Source organism: Mycetocola sp. Y444 (assembly GCF_059445295.1).
The window spans coordinates 996,613-1,013,677 of the sequence record NZ_JCAIUB010000001.1 but is presented as its reverse complement, the minus strand read 5'-3'; the positions used below and the strand labels follow the sequence as shown (position 1 = coordinate 1,013,677).

Here is a 17,065-nt window from a genome sequence, read left to right as displayed (position 1 = left end):
GGCACGGGGGCACAATGAGACAATGGACGACTTTCGCCGGCGCCGCGAACGAATGGTCGCCGAGCAACTTCAGGCTCGCGGCATTCGCGATGCACGGGTGCTCGATGCGATGCGCCGGGTACCGCGCGAAGCGTTCGTGCGGGCGTGGTCGCAAGCCAGTGCCTACGACGATCACCCACTGCCGATCGATGCCGGGCAGACGATCTCCCAGCCATATATCGTCGCACTCACCCTCGAGGCGGCGGAGCTCGGTGAGAACGACACGGTGCTCGACGTCGGGACCGGATCGGGGTACGCCGCTGCTGTAGCCGCCGAACTGGTGCACAGTGTCGTGTCGATCGAGCGCCACCCGGAACTCGCGGATTCTGCAACCGAAGTCCTCCGTCGGCTGGGGTATGACAACGTCACGGTCGTCGTCGGCGATGGCACGCACGGGTATCCACCAGGCGCTCCGTACGACGCGATAGTTGCCGCGGCCGCCGCACCGGCGATTCCCTCACCGTGGGCAGACCAGCTCGCCGATGGCGGACGGATCATTATGCCCATCGGCGAGCCGCGATTCGGCCAGGTGCTTGCCCGGGCCACGCGGGGGTCGGACGGCGGGCTGCAGCTGGAGCACCTCTGCGCGGTCACCTTTGTGCCCCTCATCGGCGAATACGGCGTCCCAGAACATCCCACGAAAGAGGCGTGACCGCTCCCCCGCGTGGTCTCAGAGCTGCTGCCGACGCGGAATGCGGCGCTAGAGGTGGCCGGCCTTCTCCATCTGGCGGAGGTCGCGTTTGAGATCGGAGAGCTCATCACGGAGCCGCGCGGCAAGCTCGAACTTGAGTTCCGCCGCTGCCGTGAGCATCTGGTCGTTGAGATCCGCGATGATCGCCTCGAGCTGATCGGCTCCCTCGGCCGCGATCCCTTCGCGCCTGAGGTTGGGCGTCGGGCTCTTTTTCTTCTTCGAGTCGCGACCGGCAAGCATCTGCGCCGTGTCTGCGCCTTCCCTCGCGAGCACCTCGGTGATGTCGGCGATTCGTTTGCGAAGCGGTGTCGGGTCGATGCCGTGTTCGAGGTTGTACGCGACCTGCGTCTCCCGGCGCCTCGTCGTCTCCTCGATCGCGCGTTTCATCGAGTCGGTGAGGACATCCGCGTACATGTGAACCTCACCGGAGACGTTTCGCGCCGCACGGCCAATGGTCTGGATGAGGGAGGTCGACGACCGCAGGAATCCTTCTTTGTCTGCGTCGAGGATGGCAACGAGTGATACCTCTGGCAGGTCAAGTCCTTCTCGGAGCAGGTTGATACCGACGAGGACGTCGTAGATCCCCGCGCGCAACTCACTCAACAGCTCCACCCGGCGCAGGGTGTCGACGTCGGAGTGCAGGTAACGGACCCTAACTCCCGCTTCGGTCAGGAAGTCGGTGAGTTCTTCTGCCATCTTTTTCGTCAGTGTTGTGACGAGTACGCGTTCGTCGCGAGCGGCGCGAATCCTGATCTCTTCGAGCAGGTCGTCGATCTGTCCGTGTGACGGTTTGACGATGATCTGGGGATCGACGAGACCGGTCGGGCGGATGATCTGCTCGACGATTCCGTCAGCGATGCCCATTTCGTATCGACCGGGGGTGGCCGAGAGGTAAACGGTCTGCCCGACCCGATCCTTGAACTCGTTCCATTTCAGCGGGCGGTTGTCGAGGGCGCTTGGCAGCCGGAATCCGTGCTCAACCAGCGTGCGCTTGCGGGACGAGTCACCCTCGTACATCGCACCGATCTGCGGCACCGTCACGTGTGACTCGTCGATCACGACGAGGAAGTCGTCGGGGAAGTAATCGATCAGGCAGTGCGGGGCTTCACCGGGCGCACGCCCCTCCATGTGCCTCGAGTAGTTCTCGATCCCGGAGCAGAACCCGATCTGCTGCATCATTTCGAGGTCGAAGTTGGTGCGCATACGCAGTCGCTGGGCCTCGAGGAGTTTGCCCTGGCGCTCGAGCTCTGCGAGGCGCTGCTCCAGTTCTTCCTGAATGCTGACGATGGCACGCTGCATCACGTCGGTACTCGCCACGTAGTGGGAGCCGGGGAAGATGGAGACGTTGTCGAGCTTCCTGACGACGTCGCCGGTGAGCGGGTGGAGGGAGTAGAGACCCTCGACCTCGTCTCCGAACATCTCAATCCGGATCGCCAGCTCCTCGTACACGGGGATGATCTCGATGGTGTCGCCACGGACGCGGAAGTTGCCCCGCGAGAAATCGACGTCATTGCGGTTGTACTGCATCGAGATGAACTTGCGAATGAGCCAGTCTCGGTCCACTCGCATGCCGACCTGCAGCGCCATCATGGCGTCGAGATACTGCTCGGGTGTTCCGAGGCCGTAGATGCACGACACGGTGGACACGACGATGACGTCGCGCCTGCTGAGCAGGGAGTTCGTCGTCGAGTGCCTCAGCCGCTCCACCTCCGCGTTGACCGAGGAGTCTTTCTCGATGAACGTATCGGTCTGGGGAACGTAGGCCTCAGGCTGGTAGTAGTCGTAGTACGAGACGAAGTACTCGACAGCGTTGTTCGGCATCAGCTCACGGAACTCATTGGCGAGCTGCGCGGCCAGGGTCTTGTTGTGCGCGAGAACGAGCGTTGGCCGCTGCACTGCCTCGACGAGCCACGCCGTGGTCGCTGACTTACCGGTTCCTGTCGCGCCGAGGAGGACGACATCGGTCTCGCCCGCGTTGATCCGTGCGCTCAGTTCGGCTATCGCTTTGGGCTGGTCGCCCGATGGAGTGTACTCACTGACGACTTCGAACGGGTGAACAGCGCGCGTTTTTGCCATACTTCGAGTCTAGGCACCGTCACTGACATCGGAGGTCCCGCGGCGGTCCCCCGATTTTGCCGAGAGCGAAGCCCACAGGCCGTCGACCTGCTCGAGGGTGTCGGCGAGCGTCTTGTCGGTGTCGATAACGACGTCGGCGAGAGCAAGCCTCTCCTCGTCACTGGCCTGAGCCGCTATCCGCCGCTCCGCTTCTTCCGGAGACATCCCCCTGAGCGAGACGAGCCGTTCGATCCTGGTGTCAGCACTGGCCTGGGCAACCACGATGAGGTCGTAGGAGCGCGGCAGGTTCGCCTCGACCAGGAGTGGAACGTCGTAGACCACGACGGCGTCGGGGTTCTCGTTCGCCGCTTGCGAGATGCGGTCTTTCGTCAGACGCCGGACCGCCGGGTGGACGATGCCGTTCAGGGTTCGGAGCGCGGCAGCATCGGAGAAAACTATCGCGCCGAGCGCCGCACGGTCGAGCCGGCCATCATCGGTCAGTACCCGATCACCGAAGGATGCCGTGATCGCCTCGAGGGCAGGCGTGCCCGGTTCGACGGCCTCGCGCGCGAGCTGGTCAGCGTCGATGTGGACGGCCCCCAGCTCAGCGAGACGCCGGGCGATCGTTGATTTGCCGGAGCCGATGCCGCCGGTAAGGCCGATGAGATACACGCGGTTCGAGCGAGGGCTGGTCACCTAAACGGCGGGGACCAGGTGACCCTCGAGATAGGCGATCGGAACGGCGCGTGCTTCCTGAAGCAGCCAGGGGTCGCCGTCCGGAGACTGGTCGAACGCCAGACGCTGGAGCGCGCGGGAAAGTTCGACGGCCACACTCACGTGGCCGATCCAGCGGTCATCGTCGGGGAAATCGAACTGAGAGAGCAGTTTGACGACCGCACTCACGTAGGCACGCTGGCTGCGGGAGTACTGCTCCTGGCTCTCATCGTCCCCGAGGATGCGGTACTGCGTTGCCTTGAAACCGGGTATCGTGCGCCGCGCGACGACGGAAGTGTCCATCATGATGCCGAGTGCGTCCTGCCAGGTCTCGGGCTGCTCGTCCAGGAGACGCTCGATGCACAGCGACACGAACTGGTCCTGCATGTACTGGTAAACACCGATCATCAGCGCGATGCGGTCGGGGAAAAACCTGTACACGGTTCCGATTGCCATTTCAGCGCGCTTCGCCACCTCGGCGGTGGTCACACCAGCGTGCCCTGACTCGTCGATAATCTCACCGCAGACCCGGAGAATCGACTGGAGGCTCTGCCTGCTTCGTTCCTGTTGGGGGTTGTTGCGCAGTGACTTCTCGGCGGATGTATCCGTTTCGAGGTACTGCTTCAGAGGATCAATATCCACGTGGCACCTTCGAATAGTGATGGGTTCTCGGGGCGCAGCCCAGGCTGGCCGCAGCGCTCGGCTGCGCCGCAACACTATCAGCCGATTCCGCACGGATGCTGAAGGCTGAGCCCCGAGCCAACGGCGTGTTGGACGGGATACGCAAAACTGGCCGGCCCAGAAGGGCCGGCCAGTTGTGTCAGTACTGCGTGAGCAGTCGCTGCTGCTTAGGAGTTGCTCGAGAGCTTCTCGCGAAGAGCGGCGAGCGACTCGTCGTCAGCAAGCGTTCCCGCACCAGCGGTCTCGCTCGAGAACGAGGATCCGGCGGCGGGAGCTGCTGCTGCTGCCTCTTCGACAGCTGCAGATGCGACAACCTGCTTCTTGTGGGCTTCCCAGCGAGCCTGGGCTGCAGCGTAGTCCTGCTCCCACTTCTCGCGCTGGGACTCGAAGCCCTCTTTCCACTCGTTGGTCTCGGAGTCGAAGCCCTCTGGGTACTTGTAGTTGCCCTGGTCGTCGTACTCGGTGAGCATTCCGTAGAGAGCCGGATCGAACTCGGTTCCCTCGGGGTCGACACCCTCGTTGGCCTGCTTGAGGCTCAGCGAGATGCGGCGACGCTCGAGGTCGATGTCGATGACCTTGACGAAGACCTCGTCGCCGACCGAAACAACCTGCTCGGCGAGCTCAACGTGCTTGCCGCTGAGCTCGGAGATGTGAACGAGACCCTCGATGCCATCGGCAACGCGAACGAACGCACCGAACGGGACGAGCTTGGTGACCTTACCCGGTGCAACCTGGCCAATGGCGTGGGTGCGGGCAAAGACCTGCCACGGGTCTTCCTGCGTCGCCTTGAGCGACAGGGAGACGCGCTCGCGGTCGAGGTCGACCTCGAGAATCTCGACGGTGACTTCCTGGCCGACTTCGACGACCTCGCTGGCGTGCTCAATGTGCTTCCAGCTGAGTTCGGAGACGTGGACGAGACCGTCGACGCCGCCGAGGTCGACGAACGCACCGAAGTTGACGATCGACGAAACGACACCCTTGCGAACCTGGCCCTTTTGGAGGTTGTTCAGGAACGTGGTGCGGCTCTCGGACTGGGTCTGCTCGAGGAGTGCGCGACGCGAAAGCACAACGTTGTTGCGGTTCTTGTCGAGCTCGAGGATCTTGGCCTCGATCTCCTGGCCGAGGTACGGCGTGAGGTCGCGGACGCGGCGGAGCTCGATGAGCGAGGCCGGCAGGAAGCCACGGAGGCCGATGTCGACGATAAGTCCACCCTTGACGACCTCGATGACCGAACCGGTCACGACGCCATCGGTTTCCTTGATCTTCTCAACGTCGCCCCACGCACGCTCGTACTGAGCGCGCTTCTTGGACAGGATGAGACGGCCTTCTTTGTCTTCCTTCTGGAGGACGAGGGCTTCAACCGTGTCGCCGACCTGAACTACTTCGCTCGGGTCTACGTCGTGCTTGATCGAAAGCTCGCGAGAGGGAATGACACCCTCGGTCTTGTAGCCGACATCGAGGAGAACCTCGTCGCGGTCGATCTTGACGACGGTGCCCTCGATGAGGTCTCCGTCGTTGAAGAACTTCAGTGTTTTTTCGACCGCGGCCAGGAAGTCTTCAGCCGATCCGATGTCGTTGATAGCGACCTGCTTGGCGGTCGTTGTGGTTGTCATGTAGTAGTTGCTCCAGTAAGGACATATTTCGGGCCGTGCGCGACCTTCGATAATCGGTGATTATGGGAGGCTGTTGTTGCGCACAGCGAACGGATAGATCGTCACAAATGTGACATGCCAGTTTACCCGGAAATAAGCGGGAAGAGCAAATGCCAAACGGTCAGGGTGCCAGCGTCGCCCCGGCGCGGACGATGCTCGCGAGCGCCGGCTCGAGATCGGGGTGGTGGAACCGGTAGCCGGCCTCCGTGAGCCGCTCGGGGACGACCCAGCGGCTCTTGAGCACGAGCTCGGTTTCGGTGCGAAGAATCGCCGTTCCGAGCTCGAGCATCCACCGGGTTGTCGGCAATCCGAACGGCACGCCCAGGACGTGGCGCAAGGCGGTCATGAGCCCACGGTTGTCGGAGGGACGTGGCGAGGCGGCATTGATGATCCCATCGAGGTCGCTCCGTTCCCTGAGGAAAAGGATGATCCGGTCGACATCGTCGATGTGGATCCAGCTGAACTTCTGCCGCCCTCCCCGTGCGCCGAACTCGTGAAAAGTGCCCGCTGCTCTTCGCTGGCGTGTCGCTGGCCAGCGCCCGTCGTGCTGGGTCCCGCCGAGCCCGAACCTCGTCAGCCAGCGCAGCGGGGTGAGCGCACTTCCATGGCCGAGCACGATGGCGAGCCGGAGGGCGACCCTGCGTGTCGCCGGCAGCTCCCCCGCGAAAAACTCGTCCTCCCAGGCGCGAGCGATGCCGACGCTGAACCCGGTGCCGAGCTCGCCCGTTGACTCGGTCATCGGGCGGTCTTCTGCGTGGCGATAGATGGTCGCCGTCGATGAGTTCACCCACAGGGCGGGTGGTGCGTCGCACGCACGCACCGCCTCGTTCAGCTCACGTGTTGTCTCGACGCGTGATCGAAGAATCTCCCGTCGGTTCTCCGGGGTGTACCGACAGTTGACGCTTTTTCCCGCGAGGTTGATGAGGAGGTCCGCGCCGTCAAGCAACCGGACGATAGCGGCGGTGTCGCCCCACGCGGCATCCGCTGTTCGCCTTCCGATGGTGCTGACCGTTGCCCCGCGGGACCGGTACCGGGACGCAAGGTAGTGACCGATGAACCCGGATGCCCCGGCGATGACGACACGTTCACTCATGATCAGGTTCTTTCGGATCTGATGGATGCACCGGCACCGGGGCGGCGACGGTGTAGTTGAAGCTTCCGCCGTATTCGTAGAGCCTGCCGAGGCCCGGCACATCGATCGTGACCCTGACCCGCTGTGCGTCGGCGTCGTCATCGAATCGCTCGGTCAACACCACGACGGGCGAGACGCGGGCAGGGATCGGAACGCACGCGCGACCGAGTCGGATATCAACGTGTGTCGAACGCAGGACGAGCCCGCCGTCGACCACCCGGGCGCCGAACCGTGCGGTAATCAGCCCACCCGACCCGATGCTGTCGACCAGCTCGCCATGGTGAGCTCGCATCACGTCGGTCATGACGCGGTCGCCGCCGGGGAAATGAAAGCGGCGCGTTGCGGTCACCGCGAGGGCGCCGGCGCCTTCGTTGAGCGACCGGTTCTCCACGGTGAACGGCACGGTGCGCCGCCACACCGGGAACAGAACCCCGGCCAGGCCGAGCACCCACAGCGCCGGCCACAGCCAGCGCCTGGGCGTACCGACCACGTCGAAGACTCCGGACCCCGTCCCGACGCTTCCCGCCGGGATCGCCGAGAAGTAAGCGTGCAGCCGCGGGTGCAGTGCTGAGAACTCAGGACCGATTGCCGCCTGATAGACCGACGTCGCTGGCACTGGTCAGTCAGCGAGCAGTGTGTGTTTCAGTGTGTCGAGCCCGACCCCGCCGAGGTCCAGCGCTCGGCGGTGGAACGCCTTGAGGTCGAACGAGTTCCCCTCACGGCGCTCGGCGTCCTCGCGGAGCTGTTCCCACAGCCTCTGACCGACCTTGTACGACGGTGCCTGGCCCGGCCAGCCGAGGTACCGGTTCACCTCGAACCGGACAAAGCCCTCGTTCATGTTGACGTTCCTGCCGAGGAAGGCAAACGCGTCGTCAGCGGTCCAGACGGTGTCTCCGCCCGGCACCTTCTTCCCGAGGTGCACGCCGATGTCGAGTACAACGCGGGCCGCCCTCATCCGTTGCCCATCGAGCATGCCCAGGCGGTCAGCGGGGTCATCGAGGTAGCCGAGCTGCTCCATCAATCTCTCCGCGTAGAGTGCCCAGCCCTCCGCGTGTCCAGACGTACCAGCGAGCTGGCGGCGCCAGGTGTTCAGTTTCGCGCGGTTGTACACAGCCTGGCCGATCTGAAGGTGGTGGCCGGGAACACCCTCGTGGTACACCGTGGTGAGTTCACGCCAGGTATCGAACTCGGTGACGCCCTCCGGCACTGACCACCACATGCGACCCGGCCGCGAGAAGTCGTCGGTCGGGCCGGTGTAGTAGATCCCGCCCTCCTGGGTCGGCGCGATCATGCACTCGATGGTGCGGATCTCTTCGGGAATGTCGAAGTGGGTGCGTCCGAGCTCTGTGACCGCGCGGTCGCTCGTCTCCTGCATCCACTTCTGCAGTGCGTCGGTTCCGTGAAGTTTGCGGCTCAGGTCGTTGTCGAGAAAATCGATGGCTTCCTCGACCGTCGCGCCCGGCTTGATCTCCCTGGCGATCGACTCCTGCTCTTCGACCATCGTGCGCAGTTCCTCGATGCCCCACTCGTAGGTCTCGTCGAGGTCGATGGTCGCACCGAGGAACCTGCGGGACTGTAGTTCGTAGATGTCACGGCCGACGGCATCCGCGGTTCGGGCGACTGGCTCGAGTTCGTGGGCCAGGAAGTCCGCCAGCTCCTGGTAGGCAACCGCCGCCTGTCCGGCATTGAGGTTGAGTTGAGAGGCGAGGGACGCAGGGAGCTGGCCGTCGACCGGGCCGGAGGTCGCGGCGAGGTGGGCGAAGAACCCGTCCTTGGCGCTGTACCGTTTGGCCTGCTCGAAGACCTCAGCGACCTGGCGTTTCGCAGGAGTGATCCCCCGCTGGATGCCGAGCCTGAGTGTTTCGATGTAGCCGGACATGGCCTCGGGCAGCGCCTTGAGCCGGGACGACACGTTCTCCCAGTCATCGACGGTGGCGGTCGGCATGATGTCGAAAATCTCTCGGATGCCCTGGGCCGGCGAGGCGATGACGTTGAGGTCGCGCAGGTGGAGACCGGCGTCGGCGCTCTCGACCTCGAGGGCGAGCTCAGCGCGCAGGTCGGTGCGGGTGACCGTGTCGACGTCGTCGACGGGTTTGGCACTGTCAAGAGCAGCGATGACCTTGCGCGCTTCATCGATGAACCGCTCGTGCCCGGCCGGTGAGAAGTCGCCGAAGCGGTCGTTGACCTCGTCCCGGCCGATGTAGGTGCCGACGAGCGGGTCGATGTCGACGAGGGTGTCGACCCACGATTCGGCAATGGCGTCGATGGGGGTCGGCGTACGCTGCTCTGCTGTCATGGATGTGAGCCTACGGCAGCGCGGCGCGTCAGGCACAGACCGCCCTGGCCCGCCGCGGATCGCGGGCCAGGGTTGGGTGTGGCGGGAGGGTCAGTGCGCTGCGGCGTCCCAGTTGTGCCCGCGCCCGACGTGCACGTCGAGGGGAACCACGAGGTCGGCTGCTGTGGCCATCCGGTGCCGCACGACGGCCTCGATGGCATCCCACTCGCCGGGGGCGACCTCGAAGATGAGCTCATCGTGCACCTGCATGAGCATGCGGCTCGACAGCTGCTTCTCGGCGACGTCCTTCTCGATGTTGTTCATCGCGATTTTCATGATGTCCGCCGCCGTGCCCTGGATCGGGGCGTTGAGCGCCGCGCGCTGCGCGTTATCTCGCAGTACCCGGTTGGAGCTCTTGAGGTCGGGGAACGGGCGGCGCCTGCCGAAGATGGTCGTGGTGTAACCGTCTTCGACGGCCTGTTCGACGACGTTGCGGAGGTAGTCGCGGACCGCTCCGAAGCGTTCGAAGTACCCGGCCATGAGCTTCTTCGCCTCGGACGAATCGATCCGCAGCTGCTTCGACAGCCCGAACGCGCTGAGACCGTAGGCGAGCCCGTATGACATCGCCTTGACCTTGGTGCGCATTTCGTTGGTGACGTCCTCGGGGGCCACCAGGAAGATCTTCGAGCCGACGAACCGGTGGAGGTCTTCTCCGGTGCGGAATGCCTCGATGAGGCCAGGGTCACCGGAGAGGTGCGCCATGATCCGCATCTCGATCTGCGAGTAGTCGGCGGTCAGCAGGGTCTCATACCCTTCGCCGGCCTCAAAGGCGGCACGGATGCGGCGACCCTCTTCGGTGCGGACCGGGATGTTCTGCAGGTTGGGATCTGTTGACGAGATCCGGCCCGTTGTCGTTCCGGTCTGGACGTAGCTCGTGTGGACCCTGCCGTCAGGACCGATCGCCTTGTCGACGGTTTCAACGATCTGGCGAAGTTTGGTCGCGTCACGGTGTTCGAGGAGCAGGCCGAGGAACGGATGCGGGTTGGAGGCCTGCAGATCGGCCAGCGCACCGGCATCCGTCGAATAGCCTGTCTTGTTCGCTCGGGTCTTCGGCATGTCGAGCTCGTTGAACAGCACCTCCTGGAGCTGCTTCGGTGAGCCGAGGTTCACCTCGTGGCCGATGATCGCGTATGCCTGGCTGGCCAGGTCGGCGGCGCGAGCTGCGAGCTGGCCGGAGAGTTCGGCGAGCTGATCGTGGTTGACGGTGACGCCGCGCAGTTCGATGTCGACGAGGGTGATGAGCGTCGGCATCTCGATGTCGCTGAGTACCTTGCGTGAACCCGGGTCGAGCGCCTCGGTCAGCGGTGCGAGCAGACGAAGGGTGAACCACGCCTCAACCGGTGCCGTTGCAGGGTCGTCAAGCGGCACGAGCTGGTTCGGGTCGGAGACGGGCAGCGACTCGTCGAGGTACCGCGAGACGAGGTGTGCGAGGGTCTTTTCGGTGCCGTTCGGGCGCAGGAGCCACCCGGCGATGTGGGTGTCGAAGGCAATACCGTCGAACGCCACCCCCGCAGTACGGAGCGCCTTGAGCTGCTTCTTCGCGTCGGTCATGACCTTGGGAGCATCACTGGCGAGCCAGGCTTCGAACGGCGCGTAGTCGGCACCACCCGGCTTCCAGGCGAGGGCGACGGCCTCGGTGAGCGTCGCGATTCCTGCGGCGACGGGTTTGCCGTCGTGCAGTTCGATGGTGAGACCGAGCCCGTCGGGGTTCGCCGCGGTGGCCCGGCTGAGCCACGCACCGAGTTCTTCATCGAGGAGCTGCTGCGGGACCGGGATCTTCACGGCGTCGGCGCGAACCGCCGGAACACCCGTGGTCTGCTCATCGAGCCCCTCCGCCTTGAGCAGGCGGTCAAGCATCGTGCGGAACTCGAGCTTGTCGAAGATCTCGCGCACGGCAGCTTCGTCGATCGGCTTCTTCTCGAGCGAGTCGAGAGTGACAGGAAGCTCGACATCGGTGAGCAGGTGGTTGAGCCTGCGGTTCCGGATCGCGTTCTCTTTGTGTTCGCGGAGGCTCTCCCCCACCTTGCCGGTGATCTTGTCGGCGTTCTCGAGGATGCCGTCGAGGCTGCCGTACTGGTTGAGCCATTTCACGGCCGTCTTCTCGCCGACCTTGGGGACGCCGGGGAGGTTATCGCTGGTCTCGCCGACGAGAGCGGCGACCTCGGGGTACTGGTGCGGCTGGATGCCGTAGCGTTCCATCACCTTCGCGGCGTCGTAGCGCGTGAGGTCGGAGACGCCCATCCGGGAGGGGTACAGCAGCGTGACGTCGTCGTTGACGAGCTGGATCGTGTCGCGGTCGCCGGACACGACGAGCACCCGGTAGCCCTGCTCGCGGCCTTTGACGCTGAGCGTCGCGAGGATGTCGTCCGCCTCGTAGTCTTCGATCGAGATCGTTGTGATGTTCATCGCGGCGAGGACATCCTGCAGCAGCGGGACCTGGCCGATGAACTCCGATGGCGTTTCACCGCGGGTGCCCTTGTACTCCGGGTACTCGCGGGTACGGAAGCTGAACCGTGAGATGTCGAACGCGACGGCGATGTGTGTCGGCTTGTGATCGCGGATGAGGTTGATCAGCATGGCGAGGAAGCCGTGAATAGCATTCGTGTGCTGACCGTCTTTAGTGGAGAAACTGTCGACCGGGAGTGCGTAGAACGCCCGGAATGCTAGGGAATGACCGTCAATGACGAGGAGGGTAGGCTTTTCGTTGTCAGACACCCTCCCAGCCTACAAGCGACTGCTGACAGCCACTTGCGGCGGCGGGTTCGACACCCAGCAAAGGCGACGATGACTGAAACCACAGAGAACGCACTCGACTACGTCCTTGAGCGCGGCGCCGGGGCGCTGGCCGCAAAGATGGGCATCGAGTTCACCGAATTCACCCTCGAGCGGGCGGTTGCGACCATGCCCGTCGACGGCAACACCCAGCCGGCCATGCTCCTCCACGGCGGTGCGTACGTGGTGCTCGGAGAGTCGCTCGGCTCCATGTCGGCCAACCTGTGGGCGGGTCCAGGCAAGCTCGCTGTCGGCGTCGACATCAACGCGACACACACTCGGTCGGCGACGTCGGGAATCGTCATTGGCGTCTGCACCCCCATCCACCTCGGGCGTTCGATGACCGTGCACGAGATCGCGGTGACCGACGAACAGGGCCGTCGGTGCTCGACCATCCGGATCACGAACATGATCAAGGACGTGCCGGCCGGCTGACGGCATCCGTCGCCCAGGATTCGCGACGTGGGGCGACACTCGTCGGTCGCGAATGTCGGGTTCCGCCGAGAAAACCCTGCCTTCCGGACCGATGAGCGCGGCGGTGTCTGGCGGCATGGGGTTCGTCGGTCGCGAATGTCGGGTTCTGTCGAGAAAACCCTGCCTTCCGGACCGATGAGTGCGCGGCGGTGTCTGGCGGCATGGGGTTCGTCGGTCGCGAATGTCGGGTTCTGTCGAGGAAACCCTGCCTTCCGGACCGATGAGTGTGCGGCAGCGGCACGGGACAACGCAGAAGGCGGGCCGGGTATACCGGCCCGCCTTCTGTCGTAGCTGGGGTTCTACTTCTTCGCTGTGAGCTGCTCGACGATGGCCTGGGCGACGTCGTGCATGGTGAGGCGACGGTCCATCGACGCCTTCTGGATCCAGCGGAAAGCTTCGGGCTCGGTGAGGCCCATCTTCTCGTTGAGCAGGCCCTTGGCCCGGTCGACGAGCTTGCGGGTCTCGAAACGCTCGACCATGTCGGCGACTTCGGCCTCGAGTGTGATGATCTGCTGGTAGCGGCTCAGCGCGATTTCGATCGCGGGCAGCAGGTCGTTCGGCGTGAACGGCTTGACGACGTAGGCCAGGGCACCTGCCTCGCTCGCGCGCTCGACGAGCTCCTTCTGGCTGAAGGCGGTGAGCAGGACGACGGGGGCGATCTGGGCCTTGTGCAGGCGCTCAGCGGCGGAGATGCCGTCGAGCTGCGGCATTTTGACATCCATGATGACGAGGTCGGGGCGCAGTTCCATGGCGAGGGCAACGGCGGTTTCACCGTCACCAGCTTCACCGACAACCTCGAAGCCGTTGTCACGGAGGATTTCGACAATGTCGAGACGAATCAGTGATTCGTCTTCTGCTACGACGACGCGTCGTGGGGCTGGGGTTGATGCTTCTTGCTCGGTCACGTCTTAATCCTACGGTACTCTTGTCCACGTTGTTGTGCGCCGGTGTGGCGGAATGGCAGACGCGGAGCACTCAAAATGCTTTGTTCGAGAGGACGTGTGGGTTCGAGTCCCACCACCGGCACAGCAGTGTGACCCCTTTATCTCCTCGTTTTGACGGGGAGATGAAGGGGTCTTTTTGTGCGTGCCGCCTGGCCTGTCCCGAGGCGCGTTGCACATGCGTGCGTTTCGCCGAGGATGCCGAGACAGACGACGACGCGACGCCACCGCGACGATGGGCACGAGTGATCCGGAAGTAAACGGACCCAGGCTGGACCCGTCACTATGGCGCACGTGCGGCGAAGTCCGACCGACGGCCGGGGCCGAATCGGCCGGGCACAGGACCCTGCGCAAGGCGCGTCCGGTAGCTATAGTCGGGACCTCGAGCGAGGGGCGGCCATGATCAGATCATCGAGCGTCGCGAGCGGCTGACTGGTGGTCGTCTGCTGCCTCTCCCAGTTCCTGCACACCGTCTACGGCAGTGTCGCCAACATTGCGTTGCCCGACATCGCGCAGACCTCGACGCCCGGATCGACTCACTGCGGTGGGTGGTGAGCGCGTACGTGCTGACGCTCGCGAGCATGCTCACCTTCTCCGGCACGCTCGCCGACCGCATCGGCCGGAAACGTGTCCTGATCGCGGGCAACGTCATGATGATCGCTGGTTCCATCCTCTGCGCGATGAGTAGCTCGGTTCCCCTTCTCATCATGGGGCGGGTCGTCCAGGGGATCGGCAGCGCCTTGATCGCCCCCGCCGGATTGTCATTGCTCGCGGCGGCATTCCCCGAGACCGCCCGCCGCGCTGTGGCTGTCATGTGGTGGACCACGATCGGTACAGCCCCGCTCGCGGCCGGTCCCATTCTCGGCGGCCTGCTCGTGCGCGACCTCGGCTGGGCGAGCGTCTTCTGGGCAGGGGTGCCCATCGGACTGCTCGCCGCTGCTCTTGCTGCCGTGCTCCTGACGGCATCGCGGGCCGATCAGCCGCAACCGTTCGACGCCATCGGTCAGGTGCTGCTCACGGTGTTCCTCGCCGGACTCGCGTTCGCGCTCATCGAGGGTGTGCACCTGGGCTGGACTTCGCCAGCCATAATCCTGGCTGCCTCCGTGGGAGTCAGCGTGACAGCGCTGTCGTCCCTTCCCATCTCGGAGGCGGGACTGGCCTCGAGCCTCGTATCGACATCGAAGCAGACCGGTCAGCTCCTGGGTATCGCCGGGATCGGCACCATACTCGCCGCGGCGGCGACGACCTCGGAGGCCCTCGAGTTCGAGGAGATGGGGGGCTGGGTGCGGGGGGTGCTGCCCGCAGCCGGCTTACTGATCGCCGTGCTCGCGCTCAGCTCGCCCCGATCGTCTCGCACGATACGCGGGCATGGCGCCCCGCGGGCTGAGAATTCCTGAGACGTATGCAGGTGGCATCCGCTCGATGCGGCAGTGTCCTCTATAGCCCATAACGGCCGATTTGTTCAGGGGTTGAACGAGCCGGTATCGACGGGGTTAGCTGCAGGTATGGAACGCATACACTACGCGACAGGTTCGATCCTCACCGGGTCGGAGATCGCCAGGGCCCTTGTCGGTTACGCAGAAGCCCTCGCGAAGGTGGGCTCGTCTGCATCCGTCGATATTCCCTCGCTCCACGAGGACGGCACACTGGGTCGCGCGAACTTCCTGGTCGGCCCCGCCAGCCAGCTGGTATCCGAGACGGAAGACAGCACGTTCCCTGAGGTCACCGATGCTGAATTGGTGGCCGAATTGCAGGAGGCAACGGCTCGCCTCGGCAACGCACACCCCCAGACGTCCGACATTGAAAGCGTGCCGGGCGACGACATTCTGGAGTTCCCCGAGCAGGGCTGACCCCTAGTCGTTCGACGCGCTACGCGAGAGCCGTTCCGCGCGTTCCCTGGCTCGCGCAAGCGCGCGGCCGGCGACACCGGCCTCATGCCGAGCCCCTGCAACGTTTTTTCGCAGCGTGTCGTGCTCGGCCTTGCGATCGTCCAGTTCCGACTCAATCTCGGTGAGACGGGCCCGCAGCCGACGGCGTTCGTCGGTGAGGGTCTCAATCTCGGGCGCGAGAGCGCTGATTCGCGACTGAATGCCCTCGAGCGCCTCGTCCGCGTCATCGGCGCGGCGCTCGGCATCCTCGAGTTTTCGACGAGCCTCAGCGAGGTCACGCTGTGCAGCGGTGGTATCAACGGCACGGAGCCGTGGGGGGTCATCACGGGAGGACGACGGCGCCGCCGACACCGAGTCGACAGCGAGGGCACCGGAGAGGTCCACGGGTTCGACCCCGTTTGATGTCAGGCTCCGTATGAGCACCGCCGTCAGCACCGCGTCCGCTGCGGCGGAATCGGCGAGCGCCGCCTGAAGCGTCTGCTCGAGTTCCCGCACCGCGCTCGGGCTGGCTTTGGTGCCGGCTTTCGTGCCGGTCTCGATGCCGAGCCGGGACACCGCCCGGATCAGCTGTTGCCGCTCACGTCCGAGCCTCCTGAGGTCATCGGTCTCGCGCGCCTGCTCGGCAGCGCGCAGGTCTTTTCCCAGCGCGATCAGTTTGTCGACGTCGTCCCTGTGCGTTGCGACCAGGAGATTGGCGAGCCACGCAGCGACCGACGGCTTCGGCAACTTTCCGAGCCGACGCGCGAGGTCTTTGTCACCCGCATCCTTCGCCGCGCTCACCGCAGCGGCCCGGGCTCGGACGAATTCGCTGAGCGGCACCGTGTACAGCTCAGTCGCGACGGATTCCAGGTTCATGGGCCCAGATTATCCGTCCGATGAGAGCAAAGGATGCCACCCGGCGCGGGTCGGAGGTACCGCCCGTTCGCTGTCTCGCAACGGGTCGGACTGCAGCAGCGCAGTCGGGATGACGACAGGCGCAACCGGCGGCCATGATGGACGGGTGTCCTCCTACGCCGCTCCCCCGCGCCACTCCGCCGCGCCATTCACCCGCACAGTCACCGCCCACACAGCTCAAGGCGCAGACTCGTGAGCTACGACGGTGTCCGGGCATCGGACAATGACATGACCCCCGCTCCCCGGCCGGGCGCGCGCCGCCTCGCACTCACCATCGGCGCCGTCGTGACGATCATCGCCGGTCTGACGATAGCGACAGCGTTCTCCGGGTTCAGTGCGGATGCCACCGCCGACGCCCTCTACGCGGTGCTCGTCTACCTGCTCGTTGGAGCGGTCTTCCCGAGGCTGCACGCGTTCGTCACCGCGATTGTGGCGTTCAGCGTCTCTGCGCTCGTCGAGTTCTCGCAGTTGACGGGGCTTCCTGCAGCGCTGGCCGAGGTCTTTCCCCCGGCACGGCTGGTGTTCGGCACGACGTTCGTCGCCAGCGACCTGATTTTCTATGCGATCGGTGCGGCTCTCGTCGCCGCCGGCGACGTGCTCGTTACTCGGCTGCTGTGTCGGCTTCGGGGTCGCTCGGGCGATACTTCGCGTCGTCCCTGATGTCGATCCTGGTCACTCCGTCTGGCTTCTCGGTCACATCGATGCGAGGCGCAGCGTCGGACTCGTCGGCCTGAGGCGCTGTGGTCAGCTGGTCGTGGCGTTTCTCTTCAGCGTCCATGGTTGCTCCCCTGCTCGG

The 17,065-nt window shown here is 64.7% G+C and carries 16 protein-coding genes and 1 tRNA gene; 6 read left to right on the top strand and 11 right to left on the bottom strand.

All coding sequences use genetic code 11. From position 1 onward, the window contains the following. The first annotated feature begins 22 nt into the window (after window positions 1–22). Window positions 23–691 carry a protein-L-isoaspartate(D-aspartate) O-methyltransferase gene (locus AC1C2M_RS04840; RefSeq protein ID WP_495435433.1) on the top strand — a complete coding sequence of 223 codons (669 nt, stop codon included), beginning with the start codon at window positions 23–25 and terminating at the stop codon, window positions 689–691. Window positions 692–739: 48 nt separating this feature from the next. Here AC1C2M_RS04840 and uvrB read toward each other — a convergent pair whose 3' ends face one another. The 8 genes from uvrB to polA form a co-directional block, all read right to left on the bottom strand. Next, window positions 740–2,806, bottom strand: coding sequence for an excinuclease ABC subunit UvrB (gene uvrB / locus AC1C2M_RS04835; protein WP_495435432.1), 2,067 nt, complete (start codon window positions 2,804–2,806; stop codon window positions 740–742). A gap of 9 nt (window positions 2,807–2,815) precedes the next feature. Then, window positions 2,816–3,457: a dephospho-CoA kinase gene (gene coaE / locus AC1C2M_RS04830; protein WP_495435695.1), complete on the bottom strand. Its 642-nt coding sequence runs from the start codon at window positions 3,455–3,457 to the stop codon at window positions 2,816–2,818. A 24-nt stretch (window positions 3,458–3,481) separates the two neighbouring features. Next, window positions 3,482–4,141: a TetR/AcrR family transcriptional regulator gene (locus AC1C2M_RS04825; protein ID WP_495435431.1), complete on the bottom strand. Its 660-nt coding sequence runs from the start codon at window positions 4,139–4,141 to the stop codon at window positions 3,482–3,484. Between the two features lie 206 nt (window positions 4,142–4,347). Beyond that, window positions 4,348–5,793: a 30S ribosomal protein S1 gene (rpsA, locus tag AC1C2M_RS04820; protein WP_483404121.1), complete on the bottom strand. Its 1,446-nt coding sequence runs from the start codon at window positions 5,791–5,793 to the stop codon at window positions 4,348–4,350. A 160-nt stretch (window positions 5,794–5,953) separates the two neighbouring features. Then, window positions 5,954–6,925 (bottom strand): epimerase, encoded by a 972-nt coding sequence (locus AC1C2M_RS04815; RefSeq protein WP_495435430.1) that lies wholly within the window; start codon window positions 6,923–6,925, stop codon window positions 5,954–5,956. Continuing rightward, entirely contained in the window at window positions 6,918–7,580 is a 663-nt protein-coding gene (locus AC1C2M_RS04810) for a DUF4166 domain-containing protein (protein ID WP_495435429.1), read from the bottom strand. The genes AC1C2M_RS04815 and AC1C2M_RS04810 overlap by 8 nt, the downstream gene beginning before the upstream one ends. 3 nt (window positions 7,581–7,583) lie before the next feature. Beyond that, window positions 7,584–9,260, bottom strand: coding sequence for a DUF885 domain-containing protein (locus AC1C2M_RS04805; protein WP_495435428.1), 1,677 nt, complete (start codon window positions 9,258–9,260; stop codon window positions 7,584–7,586). A gap of 90 nt (window positions 9,261–9,350) precedes the next feature. After that, window positions 9,351–12,014: a DNA polymerase I gene (gene polA, locus AC1C2M_RS04800; RefSeq protein ID WP_495435427.1), complete on the bottom strand. Its 2,664-nt coding sequence runs from the start codon at window positions 12,012–12,014 to the stop codon at window positions 9,351–9,353. Between the two features lie 69 nt (window positions 12,015–12,083). Here polA and AC1C2M_RS04795 point away from each other — a divergent pair, with 69 nt between their 5' ends. Next, window positions 12,084–12,506 carry a hotdog fold thioesterase gene (locus AC1C2M_RS04795; RefSeq protein ID WP_495435426.1) on the top strand — a complete coding sequence of 141 codons (423 nt, stop codon included), beginning with the start codon at window positions 12,084–12,086 and terminating at the stop codon, window positions 12,504–12,506. Window positions 12,507–12,844: 338 nt separating this feature from the next. On the opposite strand, the gene AC1C2M_RS04790 is transcribed toward AC1C2M_RS04795, so the two are convergent. After that, the gene (locus AC1C2M_RS04790; protein WP_253375195.1) at window positions 12,845–13,450 is read right to left on the bottom strand and encodes an ANTAR domain-containing response regulator; all 606 of its coding nucleotides are present in this window, start codon (window positions 13,448–13,450) and stop codon (window positions 12,845–12,847) included. Between the two features lie 38 nt (window positions 13,451–13,488). On the opposite strand from AC1C2M_RS04790, the gene AC1C2M_RS04785 reads away from it, so the two are divergent. The 3 genes from AC1C2M_RS04785 to AC1C2M_RS04775 all read left to right on the top strand — a co-directional run bounded on the left by AC1C2M_RS04785 (window position 13,489) and on the right by AC1C2M_RS04775 (window position 15,336). Then, window positions 13,489–13,571: transfer RNA gene (locus AC1C2M_RS04785), tRNA-Leu, on the top strand. 322 nt (window positions 13,572–13,893) lie between these two features. Continuing rightward, on the top strand, window positions 13,894–14,883 hold the full coding sequence (locus tag AC1C2M_RS04780; RefSeq protein ID WP_495435694.1) for an MFS transporter: 990 nt from the start codon (window positions 13,894–13,896) through the stop codon (window positions 14,881–14,883). Window positions 14,884–14,991: 108 nt separating this feature from the next. Further along, window positions 14,992–15,336: a hypothetical protein gene (locus AC1C2M_RS04775; protein ID WP_495435425.1), complete on the top strand. Its 345-nt coding sequence runs from the start codon at window positions 14,992–14,994 to the stop codon at window positions 15,334–15,336. Window positions 15,337–15,339: 3 nt separating this feature from the next. Here AC1C2M_RS04775 and AC1C2M_RS04770 read toward each other — a convergent pair whose 3' ends face one another. Continuing rightward, entirely contained in the window at window positions 15,340–16,230 is an 891-nt protein-coding gene (locus tag AC1C2M_RS04770) for a hypothetical protein (RefSeq protein WP_495435424.1), read from the bottom strand. Window positions 16,231–16,461: 231 nt separating this feature from the next. Here AC1C2M_RS04770 and AC1C2M_RS04765 point away from each other — a divergent pair, with 231 nt between their 5' ends. Continuing rightward, window positions 16,462–16,929, top strand: coding sequence for a ribosomal maturation YjgA family protein (locus tag AC1C2M_RS04765; RefSeq protein WP_495435423.1), 468 nt, complete (start codon window positions 16,462–16,464; stop codon window positions 16,927–16,929). Here the strand turns inward: AC1C2M_RS04765 and AC1C2M_RS04760 are convergent. Further along, window positions 16,871–17,047 carry a multidrug transporter gene (locus AC1C2M_RS04760; protein ID WP_483404131.1) on the bottom strand — a complete coding sequence of 59 codons (177 nt, stop codon included), beginning with the start codon at window positions 17,045–17,047 and terminating at the stop codon, window positions 16,871–16,873. The genes AC1C2M_RS04765 and AC1C2M_RS04760 overlap by 59 nt on opposite strands. Window positions 17,048–17,065: the final 18 nt, after the last annotated feature.

Coding starts and splice junctions, on each gene's coding strand:
- AC1C2M_RS04775 (WP_495435425.1), top strand. CDS start 14,992: ATGGAACGCATACACTACGCGACAGGTTCGATCCTCACCGGGTCGGAG.
- AC1C2M_RS04815 (WP_495435430.1), bottom strand. CDS start 6,925: ATGAGTGAACGTGTCGTCATCGCCGGGGCATCCGGGTTCATCGGTCAC.
- AC1C2M_RS04770 (WP_495435424.1), bottom strand. CDS start 16,230: ATGAACCTGGAATCCGTCGCGACTGAGCTGTACACGGTGCCGCTCAGC.
- rpsA (WP_483404121.1), bottom strand. CDS start 5,793: ATGACAACCACAACGACCGCCAAGCAGGTCGCTATCAACGACATCGGA.
- uvrB (WP_495435432.1), bottom strand. CDS start 2,806: ATGGCAAAAACGCGCGCTGTTCACCCGTTCGAAGTCGTCAGTGAGTAC.
- AC1C2M_RS04840 (WP_495435433.1), top strand. CDS start 23: ATGGACGACTTTCGCCGGCGCCGCGAACGAATGGTCGCCGAGCAACTT.
- AC1C2M_RS04760 (WP_483404131.1), bottom strand. CDS start 17,047: ATGGACGCTGAAGAGAAACGCCACGACCAGCTGACCACAGCGCCTCAG.
- AC1C2M_RS04795 (WP_495435426.1), top strand. CDS start 12,084: ATGACTGAAACCACAGAGAACGCACTCGACTACGTCCTTGAGCGCGGC.
- AC1C2M_RS04805 (WP_495435428.1), bottom strand. CDS start 9,260: ATGACAGCAGAGCAGCGTACGCCGACCCCCATCGACGCCATTGCCGAA.